19 protein-coding genes are annotated in these 17,613 nt (G+C 52.7%); 5 read left to right on the top strand and 14 right to left on the bottom strand.

Annotated elements, in window-relative coordinates:
- Positions 1-3: 3 nt before the first annotated feature.
- The 10 genes from JRC49_02680 to JRC49_02725 form a co-directional block, all read right to left on the bottom strand.
- Positions 4-477: a hypothetical protein gene (locus tag JRC49_02680; GenBank protein QTE71757.1), complete on the bottom strand. Its 474-nt coding sequence runs from the start codon at positions 475-477 to the stop codon at positions 4-6.
- Positions 478-853: 376 nt separating this feature from the next.
- Entirely contained in the window at positions 854-2,515 is a 1,662-nt protein-coding gene (locus JRC49_02685; GenBank protein ID QTE71758.1) for a hypothetical protein, read from the bottom strand.
- Positions 2,512-3,249, bottom strand: coding sequence for an ABC transporter ATP-binding protein (locus JRC49_02690; protein QTE71759.1), 738 nt, complete (start codon positions 3,247-3,249; stop codon positions 2,512-2,514). The genes JRC49_02685 and JRC49_02690 overlap by 4 nt, the downstream gene beginning before the upstream one ends.
- Positions 3,250-3,421: 172 nt before the next feature.
- Positions 3,422-5,227 carry a nicotinate phosphoribosyltransferase gene (gene pncB / locus JRC49_02695; protein QTE71760.1) on the bottom strand — a complete coding sequence of 602 codons (1,806 nt, stop codon included), beginning with the start codon at positions 5,225-5,227 and terminating at the stop codon, positions 3,422-3,424.
- Complete coding sequence (nadE, locus tag JRC49_02700) at positions 5,224-6,012, bottom strand: NAD(+) synthase (protein ID QTE71761.1); 789 nt, start codon at positions 6,010-6,012, stop codon at positions 5,224-5,226. Before nadE ends, pncB begins: the two co-directional genes overlap by 4 nt.
- A gap of 24 nt (positions 6,013-6,036) precedes the next feature.
- Positions 6,037-6,573 carry a cysteine hydrolase gene (locus JRC49_02705; GenBank protein QTE71762.1) on the bottom strand — a complete coding sequence of 179 codons (537 nt, stop codon included), beginning with the start codon at positions 6,571-6,573 and terminating at the stop codon, positions 6,037-6,039.
- Between the two features lie 4 nt (positions 6,574-6,577).
- The gene (locus JRC49_02710) at positions 6,578-7,291 is read right to left on the bottom strand and encodes an NUDIX hydrolase (GenBank protein QTE71763.1); all 714 of its coding nucleotides are present in this window, start codon (positions 7,289-7,291) and stop codon (positions 6,578-6,580) included.
- Positions 7,292-7,439: 148 nt separating this feature from the next.
- The gene (locus JRC49_02715; GenBank protein QTE71764.1) at positions 7,440-8,849 is read right to left on the bottom strand and encodes a hypothetical protein; all 1,410 of its coding nucleotides are present in this window, start codon (positions 8,847-8,849) and stop codon (positions 7,440-7,442) included.
- A 3-nt stretch (positions 8,850-8,852) separates the two neighbouring features.
- Positions 8,853-9,518, bottom strand: a complete 666-nt coding sequence (locus tag JRC49_02720) for a hypothetical protein (protein QTE71765.1) — start codon at positions 9,516-9,518, stop codon at positions 8,853-8,855.
- 393 nt (positions 9,519-9,911) lie between these two features.
- Positions 9,912-11,000, bottom strand: coding sequence for an alpha/beta fold hydrolase (locus tag JRC49_02725; protein ID QTE72772.1), 1,089 nt, complete (start codon positions 10,998-11,000; stop codon positions 9,912-9,914).
- Between the two features lie 260 nt (positions 11,001-11,260).
- Between JRC49_02725 and JRC49_02730 the strand changes: the two genes are divergently transcribed.
- The 4 genes from JRC49_02730 to JRC49_02745 are packed head-to-tail and all read left to right on the top strand — an operon-like array spanning position 11,261 to position 13,565.
- The gene (locus JRC49_02730) at positions 11,261-11,953 is read left to right on the top strand and encodes a 2-phosphosulfolactate phosphatase (GenBank protein ID QTE71766.1); all 693 of its coding nucleotides are present in this window, start codon (positions 11,261-11,263) and stop codon (positions 11,951-11,953) included.
- 30 nt (positions 11,954-11,983) lie between these two features.
- Positions 11,984-12,586: an AAA family ATPase gene (locus tag JRC49_02735; protein ID QTE71767.1), complete on the top strand. Its 603-nt coding sequence runs from the start codon at positions 11,984-11,986 to the stop codon at positions 12,584-12,586.
- 19 nt (positions 12,587-12,605) lie between these two features.
- Positions 12,606-13,130: an adenylate kinase gene (locus JRC49_02740; protein QTE71768.1), complete on the top strand. Its 525-nt coding sequence runs from the start codon at positions 12,606-12,608 to the stop codon at positions 13,128-13,130.
- 24 nt (positions 13,131-13,154) lie between these two features.
- Complete coding sequence (locus JRC49_02745; protein QTE71769.1) at positions 13,155-13,565, top strand: GNAT family N-acetyltransferase; 411 nt, start codon at positions 13,155-13,157, stop codon at positions 13,563-13,565.
- A gap of 8 nt (positions 13,566-13,573) precedes the next feature.
- Here the strand turns inward: JRC49_02745 and JRC49_02750 are convergent, their stop codons facing one another.
- A complete protein-coding gene (locus tag JRC49_02750) occupies positions 13,574-14,116 on the bottom strand; it encodes a hypothetical protein (GenBank protein QTE71770.1) in 543 nt (180 codons plus the stop codon).
- Positions 14,117-14,283: 167 nt separating this feature from the next.
- Between JRC49_02750 and JRC49_02755 the strand changes: the two genes are divergently transcribed.
- A complete protein-coding gene (locus tag JRC49_02755) occupies positions 14,284-14,751 on the top strand; it encodes an NUDIX hydrolase (protein ID QTE72773.1) in 468 nt (155 codons plus the stop codon).
- 37 nt (positions 14,752-14,788) lie between these two features.
- Here the strand turns inward: JRC49_02755 and JRC49_02760 are convergent, their stop codons facing one another.
- From JRC49_02760 to JRC49_02770, 3 genes are read right to left on the bottom strand one after another with little or no spacing between them, the layout of a single operon-like run.
- On the bottom strand, positions 14,789-15,493 hold the full coding sequence (locus JRC49_02760; protein QTE71771.1) for a response regulator transcription factor: 705 nt from the start codon (positions 15,491-15,493) through the stop codon (positions 14,789-14,791).
- Positions 15,486-17,453: a sensor histidine kinase KdpD gene (locus JRC49_02765; protein QTE71772.1), complete on the bottom strand. Its 1,968-nt coding sequence runs from the start codon at positions 17,451-17,453 to the stop codon at positions 15,486-15,488. Before JRC49_02765 ends, JRC49_02760 begins: the two co-directional genes overlap by 8 nt.
- Positions 17,386-17,586, bottom strand: a complete 201-nt coding sequence (locus tag JRC49_02770) for a hypothetical protein (GenBank protein ID QTE71773.1) — start codon at positions 17,584-17,586, stop codon at positions 17,386-17,388. Before JRC49_02770 ends, JRC49_02765 begins: the two co-directional genes overlap by 68 nt.
- Positions 17,587-17,613 lie beyond the last annotated feature (27 nt).

Below are 17,613 nucleotides of genomic sequence, written 5' to 3' on the forward strand. Positions count from 1 at the left end.
TGATTACTCCTGCCTGATGGAAGACATGATCTGCACAGTCCGGTCAGCCGCTTCCTGGGTGGCATACCAGAAGTCAATTTCAATCATCAGGTCACCGTCTTCAAAGATGTATCCGATCCCCGGAGCTCCGTCTGATTCATCCTTCATCCGGACGCATACCATCGTGATGCGGTTCACCTTCCGGAGTTCTGCTTCCCAGCCTTTCTCCTTAAGCACGTTCACGGTTTCCTTCAGCGTTTCCGCCATGCCCAGGTTCTCAGCCTCAGATTTCGGATAGCAGAAGCAGTCCATCTCCAGGTCGTTGTTGAAATAGGTCTCAACACCGTTCTCCGAGGCTTCCGGAGACACATATTCCATATCATCCGGCAGGTCCACCACATAGCCCAGTCCGGGCAGCAGTTCAACCGTCTGATCCGCCATTGCAAACCCGCTCACCAGCATCATCAGGCAAACCACCAGACCGATAATCTTCTTCATGTTCATTCCCCTTCCGGTTAGTGCCTTGATTATACTTTCCTTCTCAATTTTCTGTCAATTACTCATCACCATCACAATGATTCACAAGCCCAAAACACTATATCATTTTTAAGTTATTGAGGAGGCATCCGTGCTTTAGCACGGGCGAAGCTCTGATGACTGCCGGTGGCAGAAATCTCGTCAGAGCTGAGGTCATCTGAAACGAGTGATCTTCCCAGTGGGAAGTCACGACGATTGAAGATGCGGTATATGCCTCCCATGCTACAGCCGTCCATTTCTGCGAGTCTATGACGATGCAGAAATGGAATACGGCGATCGCAAAGTTTTAAGTTTTCAGTATTCATTAAAACAAAAAGAGGCTTTCGCCTCTTTTTGTTTAGCCCTTGCAGTAATACTTCTCCGCATTATTTTTCATGATCGCATGTGTTGCGATGGCCAGGATCACCAAGGCACCCGCAAGAATTCCGAAGATCGGCAGCAGCTCCAGGTGAAGCTTGTCAATCAGGACGTAAGTCAGGGCCGCCAGGGCAATCAGGATACCCCAGGAGACGAACATGGAGATCATCACACCGAAGTTCTGCTTCACAGCTTCCTGCTCTGTCACCCAGTCCAGTTTGGGCTTTTTGATATCCCGGCTCAGGGCCAGGGCGCAGTTCACATAGCTGAACAGCAGGCACAGCACAAGCGCCATGATAACCTGCAGTTCCACGCCAGGATACATGATCAGCAGGACGATTGAAGCAGCGATCACGCCGGCCGCTCCGAATCCGTAGCCCACGATGAATTTCGCGCGGATAAAGGTCATGGTCGGCACCGGCAGTGCCGTCAGGAAATCATGGCCTTTGCCTTCCCGCGTCACCGCGGTGGAAAGTGCGGGGTTCATGCCCGCCATATAGGCCATCATTGCCGCCAGGATGCCCATGATCAGGGCCGGATGCATGCTCTGGAACAGTCCGCTCAGGCTTTCACCGGCTTTGCCGATAGACACACTGAAGATAATCACCATCATCAGCGGCATGAAGCAGATCGGCAGGATATTGGTCGCGTAGGACGGCACCCGCAGGATCGTCTTAACTTCACGCAGGATGCAGGCCTTCAGCTGGCCGCCGGCTGTAAAGGATTCCCGTCCGGTAAACTTTTTCTTCTTTCCGCCGGGTGTCTCGGACTGCATCATGGACAGCTTGCGGTAGCTGTAGCCCAGGAGCCATACCATGACGACCGGAGCCGCCAGGGAAACCAGGATCCATACAAGGAACATCTGGTTGTTCTGGCCCAGCATGCCTTCAGCAGCCCATTCAGCAGGCGGGAACATCTTCGTCAGGCCGGCGAACCTGCTGGCGCTTCCCGTTACGAAGCTTTCCATCATCGCTCCGCCGTCCGTGGTGCTGCTGCCGGTCATGCCGCCAAGGTTCGACATCAGGAACATATAGGCAACCAGCAGGGCGATACCGCCGACGGTCATAATCGTTTCACGGTGTTTCCACAGAGCGGAAAGACGGATCAACAGGCTGGACAGGAAAGCAATCAGGCAGATCGGCAGAATTGCAATCAGCAGCCAGACCACAATCATCCTGACGTAGAAGAGCGCTTCAGCGCCGGTCTTTACACCGTAGAGGATACAGGCCGGCAGGATCAGCAGAGCGTCAATGCAGGTTTCAGAAATCCACACCTGGGTCAGTTTGGCGCTCAGCAGCGTCCGGGGCTTGATCGGCAGCGATGCCAGATAAGTCGCGTCACGGCCAAGGTACAAAACGCTCAGGGTGAAGAAGAACGCCATGATCAGCGTACCCGTGGTGGCAAGGACCACCGCCAGGGTCACCAGCATTTCAGGCATGTGAAGCCTGATCAGGATGTCGATCATCTGGGTTTCCAGATAGAACAGCATACCGCCGAGATATGCAATCGCGAAAATGACCGCGATGATCATTCCAATGGTGCGGCCTTTCTTTTCCTTCAGCGCTGTCTTCAGGTTACGCGGTTTCATGTCCGCGTATCTGGACAGCAGCTGCAGCCGCAGCAGTGCAAGAAAGCTTTTCATTCGTTGTCTCCTCCGTCATCGGTCAGCTGCAGGAACAGGTCTTCCAGGCTGGCGCTCTTTTCACCGGAACGCAGTTCTTCCAGGGTGCCCTGGGCACGCAGAGTACCGTGATCGATCACGCCGATGCGGGTGCACAGCTTTTCAGCAACTTCCAGCACGTGGGTAGAGAAGAACACAGTATTTCCCTCGTTGCAGTGACGGATCATCTCTTCCTTCAGCAGGTGAGCTGCCCGGGGATCCAGGCCGCCCAGGGGCTCGTCCAGGATCCAGATCGGAGGATTATGAATCAAGGCGCCGATCACGACCAGCTTCTGCTTCATACCCTTGGAATAGGTACGCACCTGGCTGTTGATGGCGTCTTCCAGTTCAAAGATATGCAGGTATTTTTCAATGTGGGCCTTCCGGCGGGAAGCGCTCACCTGGTAAATATCCGCCATAAAGTTCAGGTATTCCATACCGGACAGCCGGTCATACAGATCGTTTCCGTCCGGCACAAAGCCGATCAGGCGCTGGGCCTCCAGGCGCTCGGAATCCATCCGGTGTCCCGCCATGGTGATGGAGCCTTCATCGGGCTTCAGCACGCCGGTCAGCATTTTGATCGTGGTGGTTTTGCCGGCGCCGTTCGGCCCGATAAAGCCGAACAGCTCGCCGCCCTTTACACTCAGGGACAGGTTGTCCACGGCCTTTTTATTATTCTTTGAGTACGTTTTGGTTACGTTCTGAATCTCAATCATGGGTCCTCCTCCGGCGGTTTCACCGCCCTTGCTTGTTTTTTACGTATCAGATGATAGCATACTGTGTTTGGAAAAAAAATGCAATCATAAGAGACATATCCGTACCTATTTTTCTGCCCGCGGATAAAAAAAGACGCTATTTTCTCAACAGCGTCTTTAGGCTTGTATTTCCTTATTTTTCGCGGTTCAGGCGGAACGCGACAGAGCGTTCCAGGTACTCCATATACTCGTCGTCCCGGCACATGGTCTTTCCGGCCGAATCAGACAGTTTTGCAACCGCACGCCCGTTCACCGTCTGCAGCTTGATGACTATATTCAGCGCTTCCTCGCTGGTATCGTTGGAGCAGAAGGTGCCGATACCGAAGGATACCTTCGCCCGGTCCTTAAAGTAATCGTACAGCGCCTGGGCCCGGTCAAAATCCAGGCTGTCGCTGAACAGGAGCAGCTTCGTCTTCGGATCCGCCCCGTACTTCTTGTAATGGGCGATCATCTTTTCGCCCCACTCATAGGGATCGCCGCTGTCATGGCGCACGCCGGTAAAGTTGTTCACCATGGCCCGGTTGAAGTCCAGCAGGAACAGGTCCGTGGTCACGGTATCGGTCAAGGCTGTTCCGTTGTCGCCGCGGTACTCGTCATACCAGTCTTCCAGGGCGTAATGGTTGGTATACGCCAGCGGAATGGAGTCAATGCCCTGGTACATCTGTACAAACTCATGGGCATAGGTTCCGATGGGCTTCAGCCCGTATTTCTTTGCCAGCATGACGTTGGAGGTACCCACGCAGTTCTTTGTCTCCGTGGCCAGGCGCCGGACCACTTCGTCCTCCCATTCCCGGGAAAGACGGCGGCGGCAGCCGAACTCAGCGAAGCTGAAGGTGTATTTTCCGGTCTGGAAGGCTTTGATCTTCTCATCCAGCCGTTCCTCCGCCGACTTCCTCAGTTCATTGTAATCATACTTCAGGCGGAAATAGACTTCATTGACGATCTCCAGCAGGTAAATCTCAAACTGCATGGCGGAGAACAGCGGTCCGCGCACAGTAATCTTCAGCGTTCCATCCTTGGTCAGCCGCGTTTCCACATAATCCCGGATCGGCCGCCACAGCCGCAGGAATTCCACATAGTCGCTCTTCAGGAAGCGGATGGACCGCAGGTAGTCCAGTTCCTCCTTCGTGAAGGTCAGCGAACACAGGTGGTCAATCTGGGCGTTGATTTCCTCAAACATCTCAGGAGTAAAAACAATCCCCTCATTCCGGCAGCGGAAATAGTATTCGCCGCTCAGGTCCGTGTGTTTGTGGAAGATCACCTGGTCCATATTGAACTTGTACAGGTCGGTATCCAGCAGGGAGGTAATGATCGGATCCAGCTTCATTGCGTGCTCTTTCCGTTCCGTGCCCAGCAGGCCGAGGATTTCACCCGGCACCAGCCCCTCGGGAGTCTCACCGCGGGTAATCAGTTCCCGCACCTGTGTGGAGGAGATATTCTTTGTTTCCTCCGGTGTTTTCAGCACGGTGACATAGGGCATCAGCTCCGTCAGGAACGCGCTGCCACGGATAATCTCCCCGCAGTCATCTCCTGCCCGCTCCATGCAGACAATGCCGAATTCCTCAGCAATCTCCCGCACATACTTCCAGTTTGTTTCCAATTCCGTCAGTTTGTCGGAGCCCATCAGCAGGGCTGCGTCATACCCTTCTTCTTTCAGGCGGCAAAGGGTCTCATAGGACCGGGGCTGATGGTCCAGCGTCAGCTCATAGTCAGTGACCGCCATCCACGGCCGTTTTTCACGGGCCGCCCGGAGCATCGCCAGGCGGGCACGGTCAGAATAGGCATAGTCCTTTCCCTGTTCTTCCCGGATATAAGCCGACCGGGACGGTACAAACACCACCGTTTCGCGGCCTGTCTGCTCCAGTGCGTAGCGGGCCAGCTCCAGGTGTGCTGTGGTAGGGGGATTAAATGCTCCGAAAAATGCCAGTGCCTTTTTCATTGTTCTCCGTCCTTTCCGAAGGGGTCCAGGATCAGCGGCATCCGCCGCTTGTGCATGTTGGCCGCTTCCCTTCTGCGGATTTTTTCATCGATTTCCGGATTGCCGCAGGTACCTTCCCGCAGGTAGAGGTGGATATCCGCGTACTTCAGTCCCATGTTTTCCTCGTCGCTCTTGCCGCTCAGGCCGTCGCTGGGCGTCTTTTCCACCAGCTCCCGCGGCAGCTCCGCCATGGTCTTGCCGACCTCAACCACCTCAACGCTGGTCAGTTTTCCCAGCACGGCAAAGTCGCAGGAGGTATCGCCGTCCTTGGTGCAGTAGCCGGTTGTAGCCTCGCTCAGGTTGCCTGTGCCCGCCAGTCTGGCATCCAGGGCCTGGGCGATATAGCGCAGCGTTGTCATCCGCAGGCGCGGTCCCACATTGATATCTGCCGCCCGGCTGTAAGCCACAGAAAATTCTCCTTCCGCCGCCACAGATCCGTTCTGGTCGGTCACTTCCTTCAGGGCTTTATGCATCGCCCCGATATTCACTGTCCGCTGCTGAATACCCAGTGATTCGCAGACTTTCCGGCTGTCGCTGATATCCTTCTGTTCCCCGTCTGGCAGCATCACACCATATACGTTTTCCTTGCCCAGTGCCCGGGCGCACAGCGCCGCGGTCACCGTGGAATCCTTGCCGCCGGAAATGCCGATCACCACGCGGCTGAAGCCTTGCCGCTCCGCCGTTTCCCGGATCAGCTCCACCAGCCGGTCCCGTACTTTTTCCGCGTTAAACTCATAAGCTTTCATATATCGGTTCCTCCTTGAGGTTGATTACAGGATATCGATCTGGCAGCTTGCCATGGTTTCCAGCGCCGCCTTGTGCTTCTCCGGCGTCACACCGGCGCAGCAGCCGCTGCTGACCTGGATCGTTGCTTCCGGGAATGCTGCCTTCAGCAGCAATGCGTTGGAAACCACACAGATGTCCGTGCAAAGACCAATCAGCTCAATTGTCGCGCCTTTTCCGTCCCCGATCTTTTCCCGGATCAGTTCCGGCAGGCGGATGCTGCCGAAAGTGGGTTTCTCCACCAGGATACAGTCTCCAAGCGCTTCCCGGATGACCGGATTCAGCTGCCAGCCTTCTGTCTCCCGGATACAGTGTGCCACCGGGAGCCGCTTTCCTTCCTGTGTTTCAGCGTAGTTTTCTTCATGAGTATCCAGGGTGGCAAAGATTTCCGCTCCGTCTTCCCGCCATTCCCTGATCCTTGCTGCCGCGGCGGGTACAATCGCTTCCGCTTCCTTTGTGCCCAGGGCGCCGTCTATAAAGTCATTCTGCAGGTCCACTGCAACCAGTATCTTTCTGTCTTTCATGGTTTTATTCTCCCTTCAGTTGGTAAAGCAGGGACGGCCGTCCTCTGCTCTTCCTGCCTTCCCGGTCTGTCAGTGTCATCTTTCCGGTATCTTCATACCGGGCTTTGATCGTACGGCGGAAATTGCTTTTGTCCAGCTGCTTTCCCAGTACCGCTTCAAACACGGTCTGCAGTTCTCCCAGGGAAAACGCGTTCCGGTCATTCAGGAACCGGAATCCGACCTCGGTGTAGTCAATCTTGCCCTGCAGGCGCTGTACGCCCGTCCCGATAATCCGTCCGTGGTCGAAAGCCAGGTCTCCGCCGGTCAGGATTGTTCCGTCCGTTCCTTTCAGCCGCAGCCAGTCCGCTTCTCCGGATATTTCAAACCGGCTGAAGGGAATCCGTGCTTCCTCAAACAGTGTTTCCAGCCTGTTCCAGGGGATAATCACCAGGTAGGCGGTGGAGATCACCCGGCCCCGGGGATCCCGGTTAACTTCTGAGAAGGTGTAAAGTTGTTCCAGGAACGCGTCCTTTACCGGCAGCATCTCCTCCAGCAGTTTATGGACCGTTGTCTCTGCTGATTCGTCCAGCCCGACAAACCGTCCCGGCAGAGCCCACTGTCCGGCATAGGGTTTATCTTTCCTCTGGGACAGCAGCAGGTTCAGCTTCCCTTCCCGCACGGTGAGGATCATCATATCCACCGTCACATACAGCTGACCCTCTTTCAGTGAATCATGCATCCTCATCTCTCCTTTATGGTCTGTTTGACTATAATTAAAATATACACCTTTGCTGTATTTGTCAAGTATTTTTTGTCATTTTTACTATAATTCTTTGAGAGTGCAAAAAAACAGGCCTTGCGGCCTGTTGGTATATAAGGTTTCCGGCTCACTGGATCGTGGTGTCCGGTCTGCAGGAGAAGGATTCAATCCGGAGATCCGGGCTGATCCTCACCACAACGGTCACGACGCTGCTGTTTTCATCCTGCGTTTTCCCGGTGTACTGTGCGTATACATGGTCGTACCGTTTATACAGCCAGTCCGTTTTCAGTTCCTTCAGGCTTTTCGACAGGTCCGGATTCACTCCCTGGATAAAGGAGTTCACGAACTCCAGGGCTTGTTCATCCATTTCTTTGTCCGGTTCCGGATTGTAGGTAAACTGATCCTCAGAACCGTTCTGCCATTCGGAGCTTGCCGGGATCATTTCCGTCAGCTTTTCATCTGCGGAAATCAGGAAGGTCTCTTCCCATCCTTCCGCGCCTCCGAAACTGACTTCATATCCTTCCTCTGCTTTGTTGTAGTATGCCATGTAGACGATCGTGTTCTTGTCAAAGCCTGCGCTGGTCAGGGTATTCAGTGCCTGCAGTTCAGGTCCGTTCAGGTCTGAGTCGTCAAAAAATCTCGGTTCTGCGGCTGCCATTTCATACTCTGAAACAACGCCGTAATCATCCGGTGCAAACCGCTTCACGGTCGTTTTATCCACGTCTTTCACGTTCACCTGGAATGAGACATCCACCTGCCGCATGCCTTCCCCGTCGTTTTCCACGTTCAGGGCAATATCGCCTTCCAGGTATTGCATAACACCGTTCCCGTACCGTTTTAGCGTAACAGACGCTTCCTTCAGTGATACAGTCCGGGCGGTGTAAAGAATGCCGCGGGTGACCGTTTCATAATCATCGATTCTCGCGCTATTCTCCATGGAATAGCAGTCGAAGTCCTCATCAAAGTACCGTCTTCCCGCAAACTGGAAGATATTGTTCACCATGGCATTGAACAGATCCGGTACATTGTCCTTCAGCTCAAAGCGAATGTCGCCTTCCCGTGTTTCCGTCACGGCATCGGCACCCAGGAACAGGTCTGCCTGACCCACCAGGGCCCTGCCCAGGCCGATCAGCTGTTCTGTCTCGAGGGAATTGCGGAGCAGCGAGGTATGCTCTGCCGTTCCGCCTGTTCTGTAAACACCGGGAGTAACGGCCTCCATCAGGTAGAGCGCAGTACCGTCTGTAACAATGGTATAACCGTTCTTCTGGACCGTTCCGTCCCGTTTGGGGCCTCTGAGCGACAGTTCCCTGAAGGTCCGGTTTCCGTCCTGCTTCAGGGTGATCTTTGCGGTTTTGAACCACACCCCGTCCAGGGAGAATTTCGCCGTGCCGGTCAGTGTGATGTTGTCCGTATGGAACAGTGTCTGCACAAGGGAATCATACAGTTGCGTCGCAGGGCTGCTGTTCTCCGCCATTACGGAAATGCAGACAAACAGCACCAGCATCAATGCGGTCAGGCTTATGAGCAGTTTTTTCATTTTTCATACTCCTTCTGTTCGTGAGGAAACAAGAATCCGTATTGTGTTCAGTGCGTCCCTGTGCCGGATCTGCCGGGGTTCAAACTTCAGCAGGTTATACACCAGCTGCATCACAATGCCGGCACCGAAGGTGCTGATCAGCGTTCCGATACCGATCGGTCCGCCAAGCAGCCAGCCGGTCAGCAGTACCGCTGCCCAGAGCATAACTTCCACAATGCCGATCGGCACCTTCGGAAGCCTTTTGCCCAGGCCGACCAGCAGGGAATCCCGCGGTCCGCAGCACTGTTCCCCCTTCATATAGATCCACATACCCAGGGCCATAAACACAAAACCGGTAAGCATGATCAGAATGCCAAGCCAGGTGTTCTTATTTTCCGCCAGGGGATTCAGGTCGTTGAACATCTGCACAAAATTGCCGGTCAGCAGCGCGTCAATAATAGTTCCGAAACCGATCCGCTCCTTCAGCAGCAGGTCGATTCCCAGGATAATCAGCGCCATAACCGTCATGGAAAGGCCGTAATTCAGCGGTGTATGCTTCGCAATTCCCATTCCGAGACAGTCCCAGGGAGCCAGTCCGATATTGGCAAAGATCGTCAGATGAACGCCAAAGGCAAACACCAGCAGGCCGAGTATGATTCTTCCCCACTGTACAACAATCTTTTTCCGCATATCGTTCTCTCTCCCTGTATCCCGAATACAGCGAGCATTATATCACACCCTCGCCTCCTCTGCCTATCCCGCTTCTGATCATATATATAATGCTTTATCTGCCGATTTTATTCCCTGCCGTGCAGCGGCAACTCTTCACTTTTCACTCATCACTATTCACTTATTACCCTTTACCCAATGTACACACCAGCCCAAAACACTATCATCACTTTTGACGAAGTCAAAAATATCATATTCGCCTTTAGGTGAATCTATCATATTTGCATTAAGCAAATATATCATGTTGCGCAGCAACATATCATTCTTTTGCGAAGCAAAAGACTATTCCTTTTCATCGAAGAAACCGCTTCCCTCCGGAAGCGGGTTCCTCTACCATTTTTAAGTTTTAAGTTTTCAGTTTTCAGTATTAATTTTGTTAGACAAACTGCTGTCATAAAATTCCAGCAGTTTGTCTAACAGCTCCCTATTCAGCCTGTTTTCCCAGTATTTCTTCACGTCCACATTCACCTGGTAATACTTTTCCCGATCCTTTTCCAGCCGTTCAGCGTTAGCCTTGTCATTATAATCATAGTCCAGGGTTTCCAGCCATTGCTGGTAAGCTTCATCCGTTTCTGTCACATAGGGCGTAGCCTCATGGAAGTACCTGTGTCCCTTATCTTCATAGCAGATAAAGGAGAAACGCGGATCATCCTTATGGTTCCTGTAATAGATGTCATATCCAATCTCAGTCGGTACCACTTTGTCGTCCATACTGTGGACAATCATAATCCGGGCGTCGGTATTGTTGAAGCCGTCTTCAGCTGTGATGGTGGAATACTTCCCGAATTTAATATAATCATGCAGTCTCAGGAAAGGCAGCGTCAGGTAAACCGCCGGCCCCGCGATGGCCTTTCCTTCAGAAATGAATATGCCCAGTGAATCATTGTAGCCGGAGCAGGCGACTACTGCTTCCACCTCGGGATGAAGCGTCAGCACAGCGCTCACGCAGTATCCGCCCCAGCTGTGGCCGAACAGTGCAATGGGAAGCTGCGGGAAATTTCCGCTTTCTTCCACAAATGATATCGCGTATGACAGGTCAATCATGCCCTGCGGCAGTCCCCGCGTGGATTCGCCTTCGCTTTCTTCACTACCAGTAGCGTCAAAAGCAAATACATAATAGCCGTGCTTCGCGAAATAATCCGCGCAGTTCATATAATAGCTCTGTCCGCCGCCGTACCCGTGGGCAAAGATAATAATACCTTTCTGGTCTGACCCTGAAGAGTACAGATACCCTGTCAGTTTCTGTCCTTTATCAGAAGGAAAGATATACTGTGTCCGTTCAAGTCCGTCATAGAACTCTGCGCGCTGCCTTGTCAGCTTATCGGTTTCGTAGCGCCTGCCAAAGAAGCGGCTGCATTCCACTTCCGTCAGGATCCAGGCGCCCGCAATCACCAGGACCAGTACACAGGCCAGGATAATCAGGATCTTTTTCCTGACAGGCATCTTTTTCTTCACCCCATACAGCTCCTTCCCTGTATTTGGTCCTCTGTCTTGTGTCTTTGTCTTCTGTTTTGCGCTTTGTATTGTTTGAATTATACCATAAAACCCGGTATTCTTATGTGACTTCATCTCACTCGTTGCGTAATAACATGTAAAAGTACTGCATTTCATTGTTTCTTTATGGTATTTTTTGACGGGACACAAAGAACTTGGTATGATGTGTCAAATAATCCGTATCGCATGTCGTCAGCGGGGGTGAAAGTGTGGAGATCAGGATTAACCATCTGATTGAGGGCGCAAAGCAGGCGAAAGGCCTGGTTGTCATCATTGACGTGTTCCGCGCCTTCTCCCTGGAATGCTGGCTTTATGCCATGGGTGCGAAAGAGATCCGCCCCGTCGGTGCAATTGAGGATGCGCTTTCCTGGCGTGAAAAAGATCCGGAAGCTGTGCTGATCGGAGAACGTCACGGCAGGAAACTGGACGGTTTTGATTTCGGAAACTCCCCTTCCACGGTTAACCCGGAAGCCATCCGGGGAAAGCGGATCATTCATACCACCAGTGCCGGAACTCAGGGCGTAACCAATGCTGTCCATGCGGAAGAAATCCTGACAGGCAGTTTTGTAAATGCGCAGGCCATCGCCGGTTATATCCGTCAGCGAAGCCCGGAAACCGTCACCCTTGTCTGCATGGGTAAGGAAGGCCTGGCCCCCGCGGAGGAAGATGAGCTCTGTGCGCTCTATCTGCGAAGCCTGCTGACCGGGGAAGATATGCCGGATATTGATGAACGGCTGAAGGCGCTTCGCGCAGGCGGCGGCAGGCACTTCTTTGATCCTGATCTTCAGGATGTTTTCCCGGAGAAAGATTTCTGGATGTGCATAGACCGGAACAGATTCAATTTCATCATCCGGATCGAGAAAAACACTGATGGGCTGATTTCGGTCAAAACCGTTTTCTGATCCGCTCAGAGCACTGAAAAGGAGAAATATATGGCAAATCTGATCATTGTATGCGGGCCCCAGGCTGTCGGAAAAATGACGGTGGCGGAAAGCCTGAGGGATAAACTGAAATATAACATGATGATGAATCATGACAGCATTGAGCTGTCAGACAGGATCTTTGGCTTTGCCACGCCTGCACAGAGGGAGCTCAATGAGGATATCCGGGAAAAAGTCTTTTCACTGGCCGTAAAACACAATGTGGACCTGATCTTCACATATGTCTGCGCGTTTAACGAGCCGGAAGAACGGGAATACCTGACAAGCCTGCAGCGTCAGTTTGAGGAAAGCGGCGGCCGCTTCATTTTTGTCGAACTCAGTGCCAATCTGGAAACCAGGCTGGCCCGGAATGAGACGCCGCACCGGATGGAGCGCAAAGCATCCAAGCGTGATGTTGCCTGGAGCAGGGCCGATATCCTCAGGAGCGATCAACAGTATAAACTGAACTCAGACGAAGGCGAAACCTGGTTTGAAAACCATCTGAAGATTGATAACACGAATCTGGATCCGGACGAAGTTGCGGACCGGGTCATCAGCACATTTGATCTCAAAGCAAACGATAAGGAAGAAAAAGAATATCGCTTCGGCGTCTGAAAATCAGGAAGAGTACGATATGGCAATCATTATAATCACGGGTGCGTCCCACACCGGGAAAACCGTTCTGGCACAGCGAATGCTGGAAAAATACAAGTATCCCTATCTGTCCATTGACCATCTGAAAATGGGCCTCATCCGCAGCGGAAACTCTGCCCTCACTCCGGAGGATGATAACGAGCTCACCGCTTATCTCTGGCCGATTGTCCGGGAGATGATCAAAACTGCCGTTGAAAACGTGCAGAATCTCATCGTGGAAGGCTGTTATATCCCTTTTAACTGGCGTCAGGACTTTAACGAAGAGTATCTGCCGCATATCCGTTATATCTGCCTGGCTATGACAGATTCGTACATTGATGCTCATTTTGAAGCCATCAAAGGCTATGCGTCAGAAGTTGAATGCCGGGGAGAAGACTCCGCCTGTACAATTGACCGGGTACGTGCGGAAAACCGGGCATACAGGGAAGGCTGCGCGCGTGCAGGCGAGCAGCCGGTTCTCATTGATTCGGATTATGAGCAGACCATCCGTTCCCTTCTGGATTAATCAGTTCGTTTTATGGAGTCTATTATGGAAATCATCAAATGCGGCATGGAAGATACTCCCCGCCTGGCAGCCATGAACAAAATGCTCATCCAGGATGAGCAGAGCGATAACCCCATGAGCGTTGAAGAACTGCAGAACCGTATGGCCGGTTTCCTGTCCGGCGATTATTCTGCTTATTTCTTTTCAGAGCAGGACGAAATCATCGGATATGCGCTGATCCGGCACACTTCTGATCCGGTTTACCTTCGGCAGTTCTATATTGACAGGCCGTATCGCAGGCAGCACAAAGGAAAGCAGGCTTTCCGGGAGCTCATGGCACACCTCGGGCTCGATACCGTAGATATCGACGTGCTGCCCTGGAATGAGAGGGGCCTGTCCTTCTGGAAAAGCTGCGGATTCACTGAAGCCTGCGTCTCTATGAGATATAAACGTTAATTTGTGAATTACAATGGTTTTCTCATAAACGCCGTCACGTCTCTGACGGCGTTTTCGTCTGTCATCAGGTCGCCGCGGATACTGACCTTCCCGTATTGCTTTGCGGACAGGAACAGGATATCCGGCTCCTTGTATGACTGATAAGCCAGTGCGGTTTTGAAATTATCCTCATTTGTATTGCTTACAACGATTGCGCGTTTGGGAACCTTCTCATAAGCTTCCAGCAGTTCAGGATGGCCCTGGAAATAGCACTGGCTTCTTTCGTTAAAAACGAAATAGTTGGCGCAGGGATAATCGCAGTAATTCGGCAGGATGAAGTAAGTCAGGTCACTATTTGTAACTGCGTCAAGCAGCCGGTATTCCATATCGCTGTAATACGGGCACTTGCTGCGGTCTGCGAAGCATTCATATCCGCATTTCCCGCAGGCATGAATCTCAAAATTCGAAAACTGAAACAGCACAGCTTCCTCAGACAAGGATCGGATCAGTTTTCCGATCTGTGCGCAGTTACCGTTTCCCCTTGAGCTGAAAGAGATAATGCAGGTTTTCATTTGCCGGCTCCTTATTGTTTCAGGCTGGAATCATAATCCGTATTATGCAGGATTATACTTTTTTTCGCAATATTAATCATCATTGTTTCTTTCTCTTTGACTGTGCGGTTGTTTTCTGCTATGCTGGCTGACAAGATTTCAGAACGTTAGGAGGCAGTACAATGGCTATGACGCAGGAAGAGATTAACAACACCAACTGGAGCCAATCGGTTGCCGGTGTCTGTATAAAGGACGGCAAAGTGCTGCTCGCACGCCATACTTATGGAAGCGGCAACGGCAGGCTGATCATCCCCGGCGGCTACGTGAAATATGGCGAAGTGCCGGAAGAAGCTCTCATTCGGGAGTATCTGGAGGAAACCGGCGTCCGTGTCAAAGCCGGCCGCCTCATCGGCATGCGGTTCAACGCAAAGGACTGGTACGCCGTCTTTGCCGTGGAGTATGTGGAAGGTGAAGCCAGGTCTGATGGAGATGAAAACAGTGAAGTTGTCTGGATGGATACCACCGAAGCCCTGAAGGATGACACGGTCCCCGGCCTGACAAAAACAATGATTGAATGTGCGCTGTCCGGAACAGGGTTTGAACTTACTCCCTACCAGACAAGTCATCCCGGTTATCTGTATACGCAGCAGCCATAAACCTATAGCAAAAGGCACCCGAGCAGGGTGCCTTTTCTTAATTATCCGTAATTCTGAGCATCCGGTATCCGATACCGACGTGGGTCTGGATCAGCATGGATGCGTCCGGCGATACTTCCAGTTTTTTGCGCAGGGTAGCCATAAACACCCGCAGGGAAGCCACATTGTTTTCCCAGGAGGCGCCCCAGATCTGCTGCGTTATGTATTTATGCGTCAACACCTTGCCGCAGTTCCTGGCCAGCACGCACAGAAGCTTGTACTCAATCGGTGTCAGGTGCAGTTCCTCGTCAGACACATAAGCGCACCCGGAAGCGAAGTCAATCTTCAGGCTGCCGTTCATGAAAACGGGGCTATCAGCACTGTCAGTCTTTGTCTGATTCAGCCGCCGGATCGTCACCCGCAGCCTTGCCAGCAGTTCATCCACGGAAAACGGCTTGGTCAGGTAGTCATCCGCGCCCGCATCCAGGGCTTCGATCTTGTCCGCGTCGTCGCTGCGGGCACTGATGACGATGATGGGCATATTGGACCAGCTCCGGATTTTCCGGATCACTTCCACTCCGTCCATATCCGGTAGGCCCAGGTCCAGCAGCATGATATCCGGATTATGGGATGTTGCCTCCATAATGGCCGCTCCGGCGTTTCCCGCTGTAATATGCCTGTATTCATGGGCTTCCAGTGTCACGGAGATCAGATTGCGGATCGGCGCGTCATCCTCAACGATCAGAATCAGCGGTTTATTCATTCAGGTTCACCTCGTCCCTCGGCAGCACAAATTCAAACACGGCCCCCTGTGGTTCATGGTCCATAACGGTAATGGTTCCGTTATGCGCCTTGATAATGGACTGGCACAGGGCAAGTCCGATACCCAGTCCCCGACGGCTGTCTCCTGTCGGATTGCCGCTCGAGTAGAAAAGATCAAAGATATGATCCTTCTGGTCGTCCGGTATGCCCGGCCCGTTATCAGCAATCCGTACAACCACATTCCCGTCCCGTGCCAGGGTATCAATCCAGATCGTGGATTCTTCGGGTGCGTATTTGATGGCATTGTCCAGCAGGTTGATCACAACCTGCACCAGCAGCCGGGCGTCCGCCTTTACAAACAGCAGTTCATCAGACTGGCTTCTCTGCAGGTTATAGGCTTTCAGCTGCCGGCTCAGGTGTGTAACAGCCTCACTGATCATATCATCCATCAGCTCGGTTGTCATCTTCAGGTTCAGCTTTCCTTCCTTCATCCGGCTGGCGGAAAGCAGGTTCTCCACCATACCGGTCAGCCACTGGGCGTCCTGGTAGATGTCGTTATACAGCTGTCCGCGTGTCTTCGCGTCCAGCGTATCCCCGCAGGTCATCAGGCTGTCTGCATTTCCCATGATGGATGTCAGCGGCGTACGCAGGTCATGGGATACCGCGCGCAGCAGATTGGCACGCAGGCGCTCGTTTTCCGCCAGCACCATGGTCTCTTCTTTTTCCCGGGCGTTCCTGGCGTTTTCCATAGCCAGGGAACACTCACCTATAACAGAGGCAAGCACGCTCTGCTCAGAAGCGTCCAGCGGGGTATCATGCACCGCTACACCGACAACGCCGTAGGCATGCTCCAGGACCCGCATGCTGTAATACAGGTAATCGGTTTTCGGGAAGACTTCGGTTGTGGCACCCGCGCGTTTATGATGCGCGAAAGCCCATTCCACCGCCTGTTTTTCTTCATTGGTCCGGTACGGCACCGTATCTCCGGCAGCGGGATAGAAAATCGGATCCCCCAGCGTATCGTTTTCCGCCGGGAAGATGATCAGGCTTCTGTCCAGCAGCTTTGTCAGTTGGTTGGCCAGCACGGAAAGGATTTCCTCCATGGATTTTGCCTTTGTCAGCTGCCGGTCTGTTTCCAGCACAACGCTCATCCGCTGGGCCGCCTTGGCGGACTGTCCGGCATTTTGCTTCAGCCGGATTGCCAGCGTACTGATTGTAAAGGCCGCCGCCAGCATGATCAGGAAGGTCACGGGATATCCTGTACCGTAGGCATAGAATGTAAACTTGGGCGTAGTAAACAACAGGTCAAACAGCAGCACGCTGATGACCGCCCAGACCATGCTGTATGCCCGGTGCGTGGTGGAGATGGAAACCACCAGCAGGCCCAGCAAGTAAACCATGATGATGTTTGCGTCTGTAAAACCCAGATGAGAAAACAGGAAACCGATGGCTGTACTGACCAGCATGGAGGCCAGGAAGATCGCACCGTCCGCCAGCAGGCGTTTCCGGTTCCTCTCCGGCTGCTTCCGGGCCATATAAACCTTTGTGCCGTAATCCGGGATGATGAAATAATCCAGGTCCGGCGCATAGGTCATCAGTCGGTCTGTCAGGGATTTCTTCCGCCGCAGCAGCCCGCCAACCGTATTGGTCTGACCGATAACGATGCTGGAAATATCCGAAACCCGGGCAAACTCAGCAATCTGATAAGGGACGTCGTCACCCGTCACTGTTTCCAGCGTTGCCCCCAGCTTTTCAGCCAGGTTCATATTGCTGCGGAGACGCTTCCTGTCTTCATCTGACATGAGGGCATAGGAAGGCGTCTCCACGAACAGGGCGATCAGCGTCCCGTGAAATGCCGCTGTTATTTTGGATGCGGCATGGATAACTTTTACATTAGAAATGGAGGAAGAGAGACATACCAGAATACGTGCGTTTTGATTTTCCGTCTTCTGAAGGCTCATTTGTTATCTTCTCCTGCTCTGTTTCATCTCTGTCGGCAGTATGACGGTCGATCGATTGATCAATCCGCCCCATCACTACATGCCCTATTATACCAAAGATGGCAAGTACCAGGAGCAAAATCCAGTCCTTCATCGTACATACCTCCCCCTTTAAGGAAAG

It is taken from the genome of Clostridiales bacterium FE2011 (assembly GCA_017569305.1).
GTDB lineage: Bacteria > Bacillota > Clostridia > Christensenellales > Aristaeellaceae > Aristaeella.